This window comes from Vibrio sp. (assembly GCF_984391705.1).
This window is the reverse complement of the sequence record NZ_CFHWOM010000009.1, coordinates 1-14,879: the sequence shown is the minus strand read 5'-3', so window position 1 is coordinate 14,879 and position 14,879 is coordinate 1. Positions and strand designations below refer to the sequence as shown.

Below are 14,879 nucleotides of genomic sequence, written 5' to 3'. Positions count from 1 at the left end.
GTATAACAAATTTAATCGACAAGGAATTAACGATGCACGACAAACAAAACATGATATCTGCCCAAGCCGCGCTGCCAGGTCGCGATATTCCATTGCCTCTTGATGACATTCATTTCGTCAATCAAAGCAGTATGACCGCGGAACCAGAACAAGGTTACGAAAAAATTGTTCTCGGCATGGGCTGTTTTTGGGGGGCGGAACGCCTGTTTTGGCAGCTTGATGGGGTCGTCAATACCTCTGTCGGTTACGCCGGAGGCTACACCAAAAATCCAACTTATGAAGAAGTTTGTAGTGGGCAAACCGGACATACCGAAGTCGTTCGAGTCGTATTTGATCCGAAAGTAATATCACTGCAAACCTTACTAGAGAAGTTTTGGGAAAGGCATGATCCAACCCAAGGAATGCGCCAAGGCAACGATCTTGGCACTCAGTATCGTTCCGCGATATATGTTTACAACGATGAGCAATACCAATCGGCTTTGCTCTCTAAGCAGCAATATCAACAGCTACTGGGGGAAAAACACGCGGCGATCACCACCGAAATCCTTCCAGCGGGTCACTACTACTACGCTGAAAACTATCACCAACAATATCTAGCGAAAAATCCCAATGGTTATTGTGGCCTTGGTGGTACAGGGGTATGTTTCCCTCCAGAGAAGTAACGTTCAGACGTAAAAAAGCCGCCAAATCGAAGGGCGGCTTTTTTTAAACTGGGAGTGCAAGTATCGCTTGATTGATCTCTTTAAACATCGTTAATTTCTGCTGATCTTTCACATCCGGCAACAGTACTTTACCGTGATCGAATGAAAACTCACCAATGCCTGAGATAACAAATTGCCCTTTAAACAAGGTCTTAACAAATCGTGCCACTTGCTGTGGACGATAACAGGTAAATTCACGCAGCATAACGACTCCAATATCCTTTTGTGAAACGGCTTATTCAGCGTTTAAGCTCTATTCCTTAGAACTTGTACGGCATTATATACAACTGGTTTTTAATGTATATCATTTTGTTAAAAATTTGGACTATTTCACTTCATCGACGTTCACATCCACACTTTTCCTTTTTTCGGTATATACTTTTTCGGCTTACCAAAAGGAAGATAACAATGAAAAACAAAACTCTACTTGCTCTTGCGATCGCATGCTCTCCAATGCTTGCTATGGCACATAACATCACTGTAGGCCAAGCCGTCCCTGCAGTAAAAGTTCAAAGCCATGGTGAAATTATGATCCAAGGTGACGACACAACCTATCAACAGTGGACAAGCCAAGATCTGATTGGCAAAGTTCGAGTGATCCAAGCCATTGCCGGGCGAAGCAGTTCGAAAGAAATGAACGCGCCTCTAATGGCTGCGATTACTGCAGCAAAATTTCCATCAGAGAGCTATCAAACCACGTCCATTATCAACCAAGACGATGCGATTTGGGGGACTGGCTCATTCGTGAAGTCATCAGCGGAAGACAGTAAAAAAGAGTTCCCTTGGTCTTCTATGGTTTTAGATGAAGACGGTAACGTAGCCAAAACATGGCAGCTAGCCGAAGAGTCTTCAGCAATCATAGTGCAAGATAAACAAGGTAAGGTACTGTTTGTAAAAGAAGGATCGCTGAGTGATTCAGATGTTCAGAAAGTGCTTGGATTAATTAAAGATAACATCTAATCACAAATTGAATTTAGCGTTAGAAAAGGAACTGTTATAGTATAACAGTTCCTTTTTTTGCTCGGTCTTAAGTAGTGCATATAAATCGCCGTTTTTCATTCTCTCGCTCAACATTGGCGCTACTTAGCGTTACGTTGCTGCTGTGGATGAATTTCGCATTTATCCAGCATCAATATGACCTAATTCCTTCTCATCACCAAGAGCATCATTGCGAGTTATTTTCAGCAGCCCACCATGCAATAATCAGTGCAACTCCCAATGCTGATGATCATTCACTCCCAGATCGTTTCGAATCACAACAAAGCTACCAATATCAAGCGCCATCGGCCTTCGTCTATCGAGCACGTTCACCACCGCTTCAACTTAACGTTTAGTTATCCCGCTCTCCCAAAAGAGCCATATTTATCATAATGCCAAAGTCCAGACCCCAATAATGCTGGAATAGGCGCAACTATACTTAGGATTGAAAATGTACAAATTATCACCACTCGCAGCACTCATCGCCTTGACTGTTAGCCATGCAGCAATCGCTGAGGAAGGATTTCGCCAACACGATGCGCACGTTCACGGAGAAGTAGAACTTAATATTGCCCAAGATGGTAAAGAACTTCTGATGGAAATTACCGCTCCAGGTGCTGATGTTGTAGGGTTTGAGCATGCTCCACAAAATGACGCCCAGAAAAAGACCTTGGCAGACGCGATTAGTGTATTAAACCAAGCTAACGTTATCTTCTCTCTTAGCCAAGCCGCAGGCTGTCACTTAGAGCACGTTTCAGTATCTCACACCCTAGGTAATGACGAACATCACGACCATGGTCATGATGAGCACAAACATGATGACCATCATGATCATGACCACGACGAGCACAAACATGATGACCATCATGATCATGGCCACGACGAGCACAAGCATGATGACCATCATGATCATGACCACGACGAGCATAAGCACGATGACCATCATGATCATGACCACGACGAGCACAAGCATGATGACCATCATGATCATGACCACGACGAGCATAAGCATGATGACCATCATGATCACGACCATGATGCGCATTCAGGGCACGGTGAATTCACTATCGAATATCACTACCACTGTGATGACATCGCTAAGCTCGAAACCATCGATACTTCTTGGTTCAAACAGTTCCCAACGACTGAGGCATTAAAAGTCAATGTGCTGACCGACAGCAAACAAGACGCACTTCGCCTGCAACCGAACCGTACAGTGATCTCACTATAATCTTTTCAGTGGCTTGGCCTTTGCCAAGCCACTGACGCCGTATTTGGAAAGCATGATGGATACAATAATAGATCCAGCCATCATTAAGCTGGAACATGTGCGCTACACTTGGCCTGGGAATGACTCTCCAACTCTTGATATTCCCAATCTAGAAATAAAGCAAGGTGAGCATCTCTTTATTAAAGGGCCGAGCGGATGTGGAAAATCAACTCTGCTTAGCCTTCTTACTGGTATCAACACCACCAACCAAGGCAGTATTGAAGTGCTCGGTAACGATTTAGCAAAGCTATCTGGTAGCCTGAGAGATAAATTTAGAGCCGATCATATCGGTTATATTTTCCAGCAATTCAATCTATTGCCTTACCTCAGCGTAATTGAAAATGTCACACTGCCTTGCCAGTTTTCGAAACAGAGAAAAATGCAGGTCACAGGAGACTTGCAGCACAATGCCGAACAACTGCTTGATAAGCTCCATCTCGATCAGTCACTACGTAACAAACCAGTCGTTGAGCTGAGCATTGGCCAGCAGCAACGCGTCGCAGCCGCCAGAGCATTGATTGGTAACCCTGAGATTATTATTGCCGATGAGCCCACCTCATCACTTGATTACGATAATCGTACTGCTTTTATCGAGCTGTTACTGGATCAGGTAAATCAAGCAAACTCTACTTTGCTATTTGTTAGCCACGATCCAACTCTAGAGCCACTGTTTGATCGCAGTTTAGATCTTCGTGAATTAAACCAATCAGGAGGTAAGGCATGAGTCCAACCCTCTCATTAGCATGGAAGAGTGCTCGCAACCGTAAAGTCACCGCCATCCTCACCGTATTAACAGTGGCAATATCTGTCATTCTACTATTAGGTGTAGAGCGGATTCGAACAGAGGCAAAAAGCAGCTTTGCCAATACCATCTCAGGTACCGACTTAATTGTGGGTGGACGTTCCGGCCAAGTGAACCTGCTGCTTTACTCTGTATTTCGAATTGGCAACGCAACGAATAATATTGATTGGAAAAGCTACCAAGAGTTTAGCCAGCATCGATCAGTAAATTGGGCAATCCCTATCTCACTCGGTGACTCTCACAAAGGGTTCCGAGTTATGGGAACCAATCACAGTTATTTTGAGCATTATCGCTATGGTAAAAAACAAAACTTAGCGTTTAAAGAAGGACGTGAATTCAATCGCTTGTTCGAAACCGTAATCGGTGCAGATGTCGCGCAAAAGCTAGGCTATAGCATAGGGACAGAAATAATTATTGCACATGGTATCAGCGATGTAGGCTTCAGCCGCCACGACAACTTACCTTTTAAAGTGGTCGGGATTCTCGCTCCAACTGGTACTCCAGTGGATAAAACGGTTCATGTCTCTTTGGAAGCTATAGAAGCGATCCACGTAGGATGGGAGAGCGGAGCCAATCTCGGTAACAATCCAACTGCAAAGCAGCTATCGGCTATGGATTTCCAACCAAAGCAGATCACCGCTATGCTGCTTGGCTTAAAATCCAAGATTCAGACCTTCGCGCTACAACGTCAAATCAACACCTATAATCAAGAGCCACTAAGCGCTATCTTGCCGGGTATTGCACTTCACGAGCTGTGGGGCATGATGTCTGTCGCCGAACAAGCACTTATGGCTGTGTCTGTATTTGTCGTCATTGCTGGTTTACTAGGAATGCTCTCGAGCCTTCTTACTAGCTTACAAGAACGGCGCCGAGAAATGGCAATTCTGCGTGCAATGGGGGCCAGACCAAGACATGTCTTTGCATTACTCATACTAGAAGCCAGTGCATTAACCTTTATCGGCATCATCATAGGAACTGTTGGGTTATACGCGTTGTTGGCCGTCGCGTCGCCAATTATTCAACAAACATACGGTATCAACCTTTCATTGATGACCTTGTCACAATATGAGCTAGGACTTCTTGCCATGGTTCAAGGTGCTGGCACAGTCATCGGTTTTATCCCTGCGCTAAGAGCTTATCGACAATCTCTCAGCGACGGTATGACAATACGAGTGTAAATCATGAAGAAAGTAGTATTAATGGTTTTGGCAATGCTCAGCTTTAGTTTGCCAAGCTTCGCCAACCAAGAAGAAATTCTGACGTTAGATTGGATTGATCTCATTCCACTAAACGAGAGAAATCAATTTGATAGCTATGGAATGCCTGCTACCGACCATTCTGGAGGCACTATGGCACAACCTAAGGTAGGAAGCGTGCGTAAAGAGCTAGATGGCAGTAAAGTTAAGATTCCTGGATTTGTCATCCCACTTGAAGGGGATGAGAACATGGTTACCGAATTCTTACTTGTACCGTATTTTGGAGCATGTATTCACGTACCACCACCACCACCAAATCAGATCATCTACGTAAGATTCCCGAAAGGGGCACCAGTACAACAGCTGTGGGACGTTATTTACTTAGTGGGTACACTAAAGACAGAGACGGTAAGTCACGAGTTAGCGGAAACAGGCTATGTGATCGAAGGAACTGCCATCGAAGAGTACGACGACTACTAAGCAAAATTAACAAGTACGCAACCTGTTAATCGCCCATATTAAGAAAGATATCTAGACAGATAACCTAGAACACCTAGGTAAATCAATAGTAGCAAGGCGATTGACAGGTGCTTTTTCAGTTTATTCTCATTGAAATACTTCATAAGCCCTCTCAATTGTTAACAATGTTATTTTAACAATTTGTTAGCATATGTCATAGAACTATTTTTGACACCCGCCTCACACACTTTCTGTGGCAGCTCATTCTTTTCCGAGGTACATTTATAGATAACTTTATGATGGCTAAGGAAATCCCATGTCTGAGAGCAATAAACCCGTCGTCCTAGACCACGAGCCTACTCAACATCATCGGCACGAAAAGAAATCGAACTACATCAAAGACAGTGCTAGTCGTATCCTTAACATCGCAGAGTCCTATGGCCTAGACGCCCTACTTCAAAGTGAAACGCCAGAAAAAAATACTTTAGAACGTGCCTTAGTTCGCGAAAGAAAACGTAAAGAACTGCGCCAAAAAAACCTTGAACAAATACTTAAATTGGCTCATGTATCGTGCAAAGACGAAACAGCAGGCGATCCCGACCAAGATTGGCTTTACCGATTTTTCGATATGGCCCAAGAAGTTCATAACAGCGCAATGCAGCGCTTGTGGGCTCAAGTCCTCAAACGCGAAGTCACTAACCCTGGTTCAACGTCGATGAAAGCGCTCAAAGTGCTGCAAGATATGACACCTAAGGAGGCTCAAATCCTCCAAAGAGCTTCATCCCTGGCATGTAGTTTTGGTGGCGACAATAGCCGTAAACTTCTCGTAGGTTATCGAGCACAAGGTGGTATTTTCAGCTTTGGTAAACGTAATACCACCAACAACATTAACGTCGGCAACTACCAATTACCCTACTCTAGCTTATTGGTCCTGTTTGAACTGGGTTTGATGCATGGTACCGAACTGGAATCAGGCGAGATCGAATTGGATTCTCCTCTACCTTTGCTTTACCAAGGTAAACAGCTTTCACTACAAGCGCATAGTAAAGGAGTAAGACTGCTCTATTACCGTTTTAGCCCAACAGGTAACGAGCTATGTAAGCTACTCGGCAATAAACCCAACATGCAATATTACGACCAAATGGTCGCGCTATTAAGCCAGAAGTTCACAGCCAGTACTGAGGCAACATCTACCATCGACACCAAGGTTTAACTGGCGAAAACAACTTCATTGCAGAAATAAAAAACGCCAACCGAAAGGTTGGCGTTTTTAGTACTTCATAAATAGAATCTACTAGGCTTTGAATGCCTTAAACGCGTTAATCAAACCGTTAGTTGAGCTATCGTGAGAGCTGATTTCAGACTCATCCGCAAGTTCAGGTAGGATTTGGTTAGCCAGTTGTTTACCTAGCTCAACACCCCACTGGTCAAAGCTGAAGATGTTCCAAATCACACCTTGTACGAAGATCTTGTGTTCATACATTGCGATTAGGTTACCTAGAGTGCGTGGCGTGATTTGCTTAACTAGGATTGAGTTCGTTGGGCGGTTACCTTCAAATACCTTGAACGGTGCTAGTGTCTCCGCTTCTTCTACGCTCTTACCTGCTTTAGCAAATTCCGCTTTCACTGTCGCTTCATCTTTACCAAAGGCTAAAGCTTCTGTTTGAGCAAAGAAGTTAGACATTAGCTTCTGGTGATGATCGCCTGCTGGGTTGTGGCTTACTGCTGGAGCAATAAAGTCACATGGAATCAGCTTAGTACCTTGGTGAATCAGCTGGTAGAACGCGTGCTGGCCGTTAGTACCTGGCTCACCCCAAATGATTGGGCCAGTTTGGTAAGTTACTGCATTACCGTCACGGTCAACGTATTTACCGTTCGATTCCATGTTACCTTGCTGGAAGTAAGCAGCAAAACGGTGCATGTACTGATCGTAAGGAAGAATTGCTTCAGACTCAGCGCCATGGAAGTTGTTGTACCATAGGCCGATAAGCGCAAGGATCACTGGGATATTGCTTTCTAGCTCAGTAGACGCGAAGTGGTTATCCATTTCGTGTGCACCGTCTAGTAGCTCAATAAAGTTGTCGTAACCTACTGCCAGAGCGATTGAAAGACCGATTGCTGACCATAGTGAGTAACGTCCACCAACCCAATCCCAGAACTCAAACATGTTGTCTGTATCGATACCAAATTCAGATACCGCTGGAGCATTAGTAGAAAGCGCTGCAAAGTGCTTCGCTACGTGTGCTTCATCTCCGGCAGAAGCTAGGAACCAATCACGTGCGCTGTGTGCGTTCGTCATGGTTTCTTGAGTGGTAAACGTCTTAGATGCAACAAGGAATAGTGTTGTTTCTGGGTTTACTTTCTTCAGTGTTTCAACGATGTGTGTGCCATCAACGTTAGAAACGAAGTGTAGGTTTAAGTGGTTTTTGTATGGTGCTAGTGCTTCAGTCACCATGTAAGGACCTAGGTCAGAACCACCGATACCGATGTTTACAATGTCAGTGATCGCTTTACCAGTGTAGCCCTTCCACTCACCGCCAATCACACGGTCAGTGAACGATTTCATTTTCTCAAGTACTGCGTTAACCGCTGGCATTACGTCTTCGCCATCAACCATCACTGGCTTGTTGCTGCGGTTACGAAGTGCAGTGTGAAGAACGGCGCGATCTTCTGTTTTGTTGATCGCTTCACCACTGAACATCGCTTCGATTGCTGCTTTAAGCTCAGTTTCGTTTGCTAGAGCGAATAGGTGCTTCAGAGTCTCTTGGTTGATCAGGTTCTTAGAGTAATCAACAAGAATGTCTGCGCCGAAGAGTGCAGAGAAGTTGTCAAAACGAGCAGAATCTTGAGCAAATAGCGCTTTTAGATCCATATCTTGTGCAGATTCGAAGTGCGCCGTTAGCGCTTTCCAAGCTTGTGTTTGCGTTGGATTGATATTTTTCAACATGGTTACTATCCCGATGTTCAGTAGGTTTTATTCCATACAGTCTAGCGAAAACTGAGGAATCCCCGATTAAGCAAAACAATAATATTAGGTATGTTAGGGCAAATTGCCACAAAACAAGACTTTGTAATTTTTTTTCAGGCCAGCATTATGACTCAGGCAATTCTCACCCACATTGAGTTAGGTCACGTTCCCTGATTCAAATTTGAACAAATCCAATACCAGCTTTATGAGTTTACCACCAAGCTAGGTTAAGCTTAACGTTTGGTTAACGAATTCTCGATTATAGGCATCTTATGTGGCAACAAAAAGTCATCCATTTAAACGCTCGCCAACGTGGCTTTCATTTGATTACCGATGAAATTGAACAACAATTACCACAAATTGCAGATTATTCTGTCGGATTATTACAGCTGTTTATCCAACATACCTCAGCCAGCCTTACGATCAATGAAAATGCAGACCCAACAGTAAGACATGATATGGAAAAACACTTTAATAAGTTTGTGCCAGAGCGCGCGCCTTATTACCAACACACTTATGAAGGGGATGATGACATGCCAGCCCATATCAAAGCCTCAACGATTGGCTGTAGTGTGACCATTCCAATCAGCAATGGACGACTTGCTTTAGGCACTTGGCAAGGAATCTATCTAGGTGAACATCGTGATTATGGCGGGAGCCGCCGGGTTATCGCTACGCTACAAGGCGAAGCATGATCAATTAAGCACTGAGGATTCGTCTCAGTGCTCAAAAAGGCTGGTTGATCATCACTCGAAACAGACTCTCATCTCCTCCTGTCGCGATTTCAGTGCGAACTACGATACCTTCAACTTGAAATCGCACCGCTCCACCAAGGGTCCATTTCATATCACTGTGCAAAGTACGCACATCATATTCTTCTGCAACTCTGCCTACTTCAGCAAACACCACCCATTGCCACCAGGGTAAGTCATAGTAATTGATCACCGGAATATCATCCAAAGGTTGCCAATCTGGGATCACTCGATATTCAGCAGCATAATGCACGGCTGATCGACCATGGAAGCGACCGCCCGTGTAGCTTCTCAATCGATACAAGCCACCAAGGCGAACCTGATCTTGTTCTGGAGGTAAAGCTTCATTCCAACTCGGGGTATCTGCCGTAAAAAAGTCAAAAGCAATAACCTGCTGATCAAACATATCTCCCCAAGGCCCCAGAGCGTAATAATGGCTGTTTTGAAGTTCCCATTTCGTCCATACGTCTCCACTTTGCCAACTGTCAGAGCCAATAGTGATATCTAGTGCCGTATGAGAGCCTCTTGTCGGATTGCGGCTATTATCTCGATTATCCCAATCCAAACTTATGCGAAGCCCACTCGACTTCTCAACGTCGATTCCTACATCCAGATCTCGTGAAGAATAAAAAGGCGTGAAGAGCAATGAACTCACTCCAGAATACAGCGGCAAGGCAAAGTCTACTTCCCGATTGGGCTTAAATGCACCAAGCAAACCATACTGCTCTATACTTCCCCACGGCAAGAGGTACTTAAACTCAAGTTGGAAGTTTTGCTCAAAGCCATTGGTCACGGTTTTGTCGTCATTTAACGAATCATTGTTCCCCTGTTCTCCGATATAGTAAGGACTGTCGTTAAACTGGGCTTGGTACATTTGGGTGCTAAACAGCCAATGTTCATCAATGGCAAAGTTAAACGCCGATAAAAAGCCAACATAACTCTGCTTATCAGAATACATGGCCATACCAAATAAGGCTGCTTGAGGCTGCCCCACTCCTTTCGCAACACCGGCGATACCAAAAGTGTTGCCTAAAGTTTCAGTACTAAAATAGAAAGGTAAAAAGGCCGAGTCTTTTTCAGCACAGGCGGTTGGCGTAGAGACAAAAATGCTGGCACATAAGGCCAGCACTGATTTGATTTTGTTTCGATTCATTTTATTTGGAATATTCCATATCGACACGTGATGTCAGCTTAGTGACCAGTTCATAAGCAATCGTTCCGATATGACTTGCGACCTCTTCTGCTGGGAGCTGCTTGCCCCACAAAATCGCTTCATCGCCAACCTTATCGGTCGCATCTGGCCCTAAGTCAACCGTGAGCATATCCATCGACACTCGCCCAGCAATTGGCGCTTTACGATCATTGACCAAAACAGGCGTACCGTTAGGGGCGGTACGTGGATATCCATCACCATAGCCAATCGCAATGACTCCAACCTTGGTATCACGCTCGCTGGTCCAAGTTCCGCCATAACCAACACTTTCACCTGCTTTCACATCACGAACAGCAATTAAATGTGACTTCAACGTCATCACTGGCTGATAACCTAAATCCTGAGCGGTCTTATCATTAAATGGAGACACGCCATACATGATGATCCCAGGGCGAACCCACTCTAGCTGACTGTCTGGCCAAGCAAGTAATCCAGCGGACGCCGCTAAAGAACGTTCACCTTCGCAACCTTCTGTTAGCTTTAGGAATAATTGCGTCTGCTCATGGGTCGTGTTTTTCTCTAATTCATCTGCGCACCCGAAGTGGCTCATGTAACGTAACGGCTTAGCAACGTTGCTGCATGCCTTAAGGCTTGACACAAAATCGTCATATTGCTCTGGACGCACGCCTAAACGATGCATACCGCTATCTATTTTTAACCACACAACAACCGGTGTTTCTAATTCAGCTTGTTCCAGTGCCTCCAACTGCTCTTCACAGTGGACTACCGTCTGAATGTTGTTGGTCACTAAAACAGGTAGATCACCTTGAGAGTAAAAACCCTCAAGCAATAGTATCGGTTTGACCACACCACAGGCACGTAACTGTAATGCCTCTTCGATACGAGCCACACCAAACGCATCAGCCCCTTTGGCGTTTTTCGCAATATGGCGTAATCCATGGCCATAGCTATTTGCCTTCACCACCGCCATCACTTTGCTGTGCGGTGCTTGCTGTTTAATCTGTTCTAGGTTGTGCTGTAGTGCATTGAGATCGATATAAGCGGTCGCCGCTTTCATGTAACTCATGGCTTTATTCATCATCCATGTCAAATGCAGGTCCTGCATAGTTGTCAAAGCGAGACCATTGTCCCTGGAAGGTCAAACGAACCGAGCCGATAGGACCATTACGCTGTTTACCAAGAATGATTTCTGCGGTGCCTTTCATTGAACTATCTGGGTTGTATACTTCATCACGGTAGATAAACATGATTAAGTCGGCATCTTGCTCAATAGAGCCCGATTCACGTAGATCCGAGTTCACAGGACGTTTGTCAGCACGTTGCTCTAGGGAACGGTTAAGCTGAGATAGCGCTACCACAGGGACGTTAAGTTCCTTAGCTAAAGCTTTCAGAGATCGTGAAATCTCAGCGATCTCTAATGTACGGTTGTCTGAAAGTGCAGGTACACGCATTAGCTGGAGGTAGTCGACCATGATCATAGACAGACCACCATGCTCTCTAGCAATACGACGAGCACGTGAGCGGACTTCGGTAGGTGTTAGACCAGAGCTATCGTCGATATACATATTCTTCTTCTGCATGAGAATCCCCATGGTCGAAGAAATACGAGCCCAATCCTCATCGTCAAGCTGGCCGGTACGAATTTTGGTTTGATCAACACGTGAAAGCGACGCGAGCATACGCATCATGATTTGTTCAGATGGCATTTCTAACGAGAAGATAAGTACAGGCTTATCTTGCGACATAGCAGCGTTTTCACACAAGTTCATCGCAAACGTAGTTTTACCCATCGATGGACGTGCCGCGACAATCACGAGATCAGATCCCTGTAGACCCGCGGTTTTCTTGTTAAGATCAGTAAAACCTGTATCAACACCTGTTACACCATCTTGCGGTGTTTTATACAGGAGTTCGATCCGCTCTAACGTCTTTTCAAGAATGTTATCGACGTTTTGCGGACCTTCATTTTCGTTAGTACGCGACTCAGCAATCGCAAAAACTTTACTTTCCGCTAAATCAAGCAGGTCTTCAGAAGAACGGCCTTGTGGGTCATAACCCGCATCAGCGATATCATTAGCGACACCAATTAGGTCACGAACCAATGCACGCTCTGCGACGATATCAGCATAAGCGTTAATGTTTGCCGCACTTGGGGTGTTCTTAACCAGATCAGCGAGATAAGCAAAACCGCCAACATCATCAAGTTGCTCTCGAAGTTCTAAGAATTCTGACAACGTAATCAAGTCGAGAGGTTTGCTCTCTTCGAGGATTGATTTTACGGCTTCAAATATCAGGCGGTGAGGTCGACTGTAAAAATCCTTGGCAACCACACGTTCTGCGACGGTATCCCAACGCTCATTATCCAACAGCAAGCCACCTATAACGGATTGCTCGGCTTCCAATGAGTGAGGTGGAACCTTGATTGCATCAACCTGTGCATCACTGAATTTTTTGTTTCGATTGTCTGTTCTCGGGTCAGCCATGATATTGCTCTACAACTTTCTCTAGATCGCTCATTATAACGAGATAGAGATTATTGTCTGTAGCCAAGAGGAGTTTATCGGCGTCTAATCGATAATTAACCGTGCATTGACCCATCCCCACCAAATTGCATTTAATATCCGCTATTCATTCCACTCAAAATGAGGTCATTAGTGTCTAAGCATTGGTTACTTGCCTTAAGCCTACTAGGTTCGGCACACTGCTACGCAGCAGAAGAGGATCAGGGACGCGTAGATATTGATGTACCTTCACCATGGAATACGGAAGTTGAATTTGGCTACCAGGCCCACACTGGTAATTCAGACTCGCGCTCTATGAATGCTCGACTGGGAGCCGATTACACCGCCGGGCGTCACCGGAGCAGTGGTGAATGGAAATACTACTTACTGTACAAAGATGGCGAAGAGGACAAACGCCAATCAACCTACACGGTGCAAAGTGACTATAAGCTCGGCGCAAAGACTTACCTATACGGTAGCTTTAAGGGCGTCGATTCTCTCTATAGCGCCTACTTTCGAGACTATACGCTTTCTGGTGGTTTAGGTTATCAATTCTCTAACACAGAGCGTTGGGTGCTAGAGATGGAAGTAGGCCCAGGTTTTCGCTATCAAGAGCCTAACCTAGATGAGATAGATGACGACGACATCATCTTTCCTGAGATCGTTGAAGAGGCGATTTTTCGTGGTAACGTGTCCACTCGTTGGCAAGCATTGGATAATCTAAGTATTGATGCCTCACTTACCTTGGTTTCAGGTAAGAGCAATACCCGCACCGATAGCGATATCAGTGTCACCAATAACATCACTGAAGATATCGCACTGAAGCTCTCCCACTCTCGTCAGTTTCACGACCGAGTGCCTAATGGCCTAAAGAAAGCTGACAGTATTTTCTCAGTCAATCTCTTGTTTGCGTTCTAGCCCTCAATCTCAAGATATAAAAAAAGCACCTCTAAGAGGTGCTTTTAAAATACGTCTTGATACTGAATTAGTCAGCAGCAACAACTTGTAGGTTAACTGTAGCGAAAACTTCAGAGTGAAGTTGAACGCTGATCTCGAACTCACCAGTGTTACGTAGTGCGCCTTCAGGAAGACGAACTTCGCTCTTAACAACTTCAACGCCAGCTGCAGTGATTGCATCAGCGATGTCGCGAGTACCGATAGAACCGAATAGTTTACCTTCGTCACCAGCTTTAGACGCTAGAACAACTGCTTCTAGAGCGTTGATCTTCTCTGCGCGTGCTTCTGCAGCAGTTAGCTGCTCAGCTGCTTTCGCTTCTAGTTCAGCACGACGTGCTTCGAACATTTCAACGTTAGCTTTAGTAGCCATAACTGCTTTACCTTGAGGGATAAGGAAGTTACGAGCGTAACCAGACTTAACGTTAACAGTTTCGCCTAGAGCACCTAGTTTGCCGATTTTATCAAGTAGAATAACTTGCATTGTTTAATTCCTCTTTTTAAAAACGAACCGATTACTGATGCTTGTCAGTGTACGGTAGTAGAGCTAGGTAGCGTGAACGCTTGATCGCGCGAGCTAGTTGACGTTGGTACTTAGCGCTTGTACCAGTGATACGGCTAGGTACGATTTTACCAGCTTCAGTGATGTAGTTTTTAAGAGTTGCTACGTCTTTGTAATCAATCTCTTGTACGCCTTCTGCAGTGAAACGGCAGAATTTACGACGACGGAAGAAACGAGCCATGGGCTATCTCCTGATCTTAAATTTGAGTAATGTTGTCAGCATGAAGCACTAATTTTCCCACACCATTTCGGCCGGTCTGGTAAGCAACAAAGCCACCTACCTTAATGCTACTGCCTTGTACTAAATTCTGAGTTAATGCTTGTGACCTTTGCCCGCTCACTACTACCGGCATACGACAATAAACTTGTCTCGGTAAGTCAGCTTCGATAACCGTTGAGCGATGCTCTAACCAAAATCGACAGTGTTCAATACCACTAGGGCTTTTACTTCGAATGGGCGGTTTGGCAATGGTGCCAGAGAGCTCCATTCGATTGGTCATAAGAGAAATTACTCAGCAGCTGCTTCTGGCTTAGCTTCAGCACGCTCTTCGCGACGAGGAGC

18 protein-coding genes are annotated in these 14,879 nt (G+C 44.9%); 10 read left to right on the top strand and 8 right to left on the bottom strand.

The features are described 5' to 3' along the window. Positions 1-32 precede the first annotated feature (32 nt). Positions 33-662 carry a peptide-methionine (S)-S-oxide reductase MsrA gene (gene msrA / locus AC4MRV_RS08375; protein ID WP_491186975.1) on the top strand — a complete coding sequence of 210 codons (630 nt, stop codon included), beginning with the start codon at positions 33-35 and terminating at the stop codon, positions 660-662. Between the two features lie 43 nt (positions 663-705). On the opposite strand, the gene AC4MRV_RS08370 is transcribed toward msrA, so the two are convergent. Next, complete coding sequence (locus tag AC4MRV_RS08370) at positions 706-906, bottom strand: DUF1107 family protein (protein WP_491186974.1); 201 nt, start codon at positions 904-906, stop codon at positions 706-708. Positions 907-1,109: 203 nt separating this feature from the next. Here AC4MRV_RS08370 and AC4MRV_RS08365 point away from each other — a divergent pair, with 203 nt between their 5' ends. From AC4MRV_RS08365 to AC4MRV_RS08335, 7 genes are all read left to right on the top strand, one after another. Next, positions 1,110-1,661 carry a YtfJ family protein gene (locus AC4MRV_RS08365; RefSeq protein WP_491186973.1) on the top strand — a complete coding sequence of 184 codons (552 nt, stop codon included), beginning with the start codon at positions 1,110-1,112 and terminating at the stop codon, positions 1,659-1,661. A 74-nt stretch (positions 1,662-1,735) separates the two neighbouring features. After that, a complete protein-coding gene (locus tag AC4MRV_RS08360; protein WP_491186972.1) occupies positions 1,736-2,035 on the top strand; it encodes a DUF2607 family protein in 300 nt (99 codons plus the stop codon). A 95-nt stretch (positions 2,036-2,130) separates the two neighbouring features. Continuing rightward, positions 2,131-2,910, top strand: a complete 780-nt coding sequence (gene zrgA / locus AC4MRV_RS08355; RefSeq protein ID WP_491186971.1) for a zinc uptake protein ZrgA — start codon at positions 2,131-2,133, stop codon at positions 2,908-2,910. 55 nt (positions 2,911-2,965) lie between these two features. Next, entirely contained in the window at positions 2,966-3,673 is a 708-nt protein-coding gene (locus AC4MRV_RS08350) for an ABC transporter ATP-binding protein (protein WP_491186970.1), read from the top strand. Then, complete coding sequence (locus tag AC4MRV_RS08345) at positions 3,670-4,929, top strand: ABC transporter permease (protein WP_491186969.1); 1,260 nt, start codon at positions 3,670-3,672, stop codon at positions 4,927-4,929. Before AC4MRV_RS08350 ends, AC4MRV_RS08345 begins: the two co-directional genes overlap by 4 nt. A 3-nt stretch (positions 4,930-4,932) precedes the next feature. Further along, on the top strand, positions 4,933-5,427 hold the full coding sequence (locus tag AC4MRV_RS08340; RefSeq protein ID WP_491186968.1) for a DUF3299 domain-containing protein: 495 nt from the start codon (positions 4,933-4,935) through the stop codon (positions 5,425-5,427). A gap of 295 nt (positions 5,428-5,722) precedes the next feature. Continuing rightward, positions 5,723-6,619 carry a TIGR03899 family protein gene (locus AC4MRV_RS08335; RefSeq protein ID WP_491186967.1) on the top strand — a complete coding sequence of 299 codons (897 nt, stop codon included), beginning with the start codon at positions 5,723-5,725 and terminating at the stop codon, positions 6,617-6,619. An 81-nt stretch (positions 6,620-6,700) separates the two neighbouring features. Here the strand turns inward: AC4MRV_RS08335 and pgi are convergent, their stop codons facing one another. Beyond that, positions 6,701-8,353, bottom strand: coding sequence for a glucose-6-phosphate isomerase (gene pgi, locus AC4MRV_RS08330; protein ID WP_491186966.1), 1,653 nt, complete (start codon positions 8,351-8,353; stop codon positions 6,701-6,703). 293 nt (positions 8,354-8,646) lie between these two features. Here pgi and AC4MRV_RS08325 point away from each other — a divergent pair, with 293 nt between their 5' ends. Then, positions 8,647-9,069 (top strand): secondary thiamine-phosphate synthase enzyme YjbQ, encoded by a 423-nt coding sequence (locus AC4MRV_RS08325; RefSeq protein WP_491186965.1) that lies wholly within the window; start codon positions 8,647-8,649, stop codon positions 9,067-9,069. A gap of 31 nt (positions 9,070-9,100) precedes the next feature. On the opposite strand, the gene AC4MRV_RS08320 is transcribed toward AC4MRV_RS08325, so the two are convergent. From AC4MRV_RS08320 to AC4MRV_RS08310, 3 genes are read right to left on the bottom strand one after another with little or no spacing between them, the layout of a single operon-like run. Beyond that, entirely contained in the window at positions 9,101-10,279 is a 1,179-nt protein-coding gene (locus AC4MRV_RS08320; protein WP_491186964.1) for a BamA/TamA family outer membrane protein, read from the bottom strand. Position 10,280: 1 nt separating this feature from the next. Beyond that, positions 10,281-11,357, bottom strand: a complete 1,077-nt coding sequence (gene alr, locus AC4MRV_RS08315) for an alanine racemase (RefSeq protein WP_491187045.1) — start codon at positions 11,355-11,357, stop codon at positions 10,281-10,283. Positions 11,358-11,370: 13 nt separating this feature from the next. Then, a complete protein-coding gene (locus AC4MRV_RS08310) occupies positions 11,371-12,783 on the bottom strand; it encodes a replicative DNA helicase (protein WP_269978562.1) in 1,413 nt (470 codons plus the stop codon). 171 nt (positions 12,784-12,954) lie between these two features. Here AC4MRV_RS08310 and AC4MRV_RS08305 point away from each other — a divergent pair, with 171 nt between their 5' ends. Then, positions 12,955-13,719: a DUF481 domain-containing protein gene (locus AC4MRV_RS08305; RefSeq protein ID WP_491186963.1), complete on the top strand. Its 765-nt coding sequence runs from the start codon at positions 12,955-12,957 to the stop codon at positions 13,717-13,719. A gap of 67 nt (positions 13,720-13,786) precedes the next feature. Here the strand turns inward: AC4MRV_RS08305 and rplI are convergent, their stop codons facing one another. From rplI to priB, 3 genes are read right to left on the bottom strand one after another with little or no spacing between them, the layout of a single operon-like run. Then, positions 13,787-14,239 carry a 50S ribosomal protein L9 gene (gene rplI, locus AC4MRV_RS08300; protein WP_491186962.1) on the bottom strand — a complete coding sequence of 151 codons (453 nt, stop codon included), beginning with the start codon at positions 14,237-14,239 and terminating at the stop codon, positions 13,787-13,789. Positions 14,240-14,270: 31 nt separating this feature from the next. Further along, positions 14,271-14,498 (bottom strand): 30S ribosomal protein S18, encoded by a 228-nt coding sequence (rpsR, locus tag AC4MRV_RS08295; RefSeq protein WP_000090472.1) that lies wholly within the window; start codon positions 14,496-14,498, stop codon positions 14,271-14,273. 16 nt (positions 14,499-14,514) lie between these two features. Further along, positions 14,515-14,817 (bottom strand): primosomal replication protein N, encoded by a 303-nt coding sequence (gene priB / locus AC4MRV_RS08290; protein WP_008073614.1) that lies wholly within the window; start codon positions 14,815-14,817, stop codon positions 14,515-14,517. Between the last annotated feature and the right edge of the window lie 62 nt (positions 14,818-14,879).

Coding starts and splice junctions, on each gene's coding strand:
- msrA (WP_491186975.1), top strand. CDS start 33: ATGCACGACAAACAAAACATGATATCTGCCCAAGCCGCGCTGCCAGGT.
- AC4MRV_RS08370 (WP_491186974.1), bottom strand. CDS start 906: ATGCTGCGTGAATTTACCTGTTATCGTCCACAGCAAGTGGCACGATTT.
- AC4MRV_RS08365 (WP_491186973.1), top strand. CDS start 1,110: ATGAAAAACAAAACTCTACTTGCTCTTGCGATCGCATGCTCTCCAATG.
- zrgA (WP_491186971.1), top strand. CDS start 2,131: ATGTACAAATTATCACCACTCGCAGCACTCATCGCCTTGACTGTTAGC.
- AC4MRV_RS08350 (WP_491186970.1), top strand. CDS start 2,966: ATGGATACAATAATAGATCCAGCCATCATTAAGCTGGAACATGTGCGC.
- AC4MRV_RS08345 (WP_491186969.1), top strand. CDS start 3,670: ATGAGTCCAACCCTCTCATTAGCATGGAAGAGTGCTCGCAACCGTAAA.
- AC4MRV_RS08340 (WP_491186968.1), top strand. CDS start 4,933: ATGAAGAAAGTAGTATTAATGGTTTTGGCAATGCTCAGCTTTAGTTTG.
- AC4MRV_RS08335 (WP_491186967.1), top strand. CDS start 5,723: ATGTCTGAGAGCAATAAACCCGTCGTCCTAGACCACGAGCCTACTCAA.
- pgi (WP_491186966.1), bottom strand. CDS start 8,353: ATGTTGAAAAATATCAATCCAACGCAAACACAAGCTTGGAAAGCGCTA.
- AC4MRV_RS08325 (WP_491186965.1), top strand. CDS start 8,647: ATGTGGCAACAAAAAGTCATCCATTTAAACGCTCGCCAACGTGGCTTT.
- AC4MRV_RS08320 (WP_491186964.1), bottom strand. CDS start 10,279: ATGAATCGAAACAAAATCAAATCAGTGCTGGCCTTATGTGCCAGCATT.
- alr (WP_491187045.1), bottom strand. CDS start 11,357: ATGAAAGCGGCGACCGCTTATATCGATCTCAATGCACTACAGCACAAC.
- AC4MRV_RS08310 (WP_269978562.1), bottom strand. CDS start 12,783: ATGGCTGACCCGAGAACAGACAATCGAAACAAAAAATTCAGTGATGCA.
- rplI (WP_491186962.1), bottom strand. CDS start 14,239: ATGCAAGTTATTCTACTTGATAAAATCGGCAAACTAGGTGCTCTAGGC.
- rpsR (WP_000090472.1), bottom strand. CDS start 14,498: ATGGCTCGTTTCTTCCGTCGTCGTAAATTCTGCCGTTTCACTGCAGAA.
- priB (WP_008073614.1), bottom strand. CDS start 14,817: ATGACCAATCGAATGGAGCTCTCTGGCACCATTGCCAAACCGCCCATT.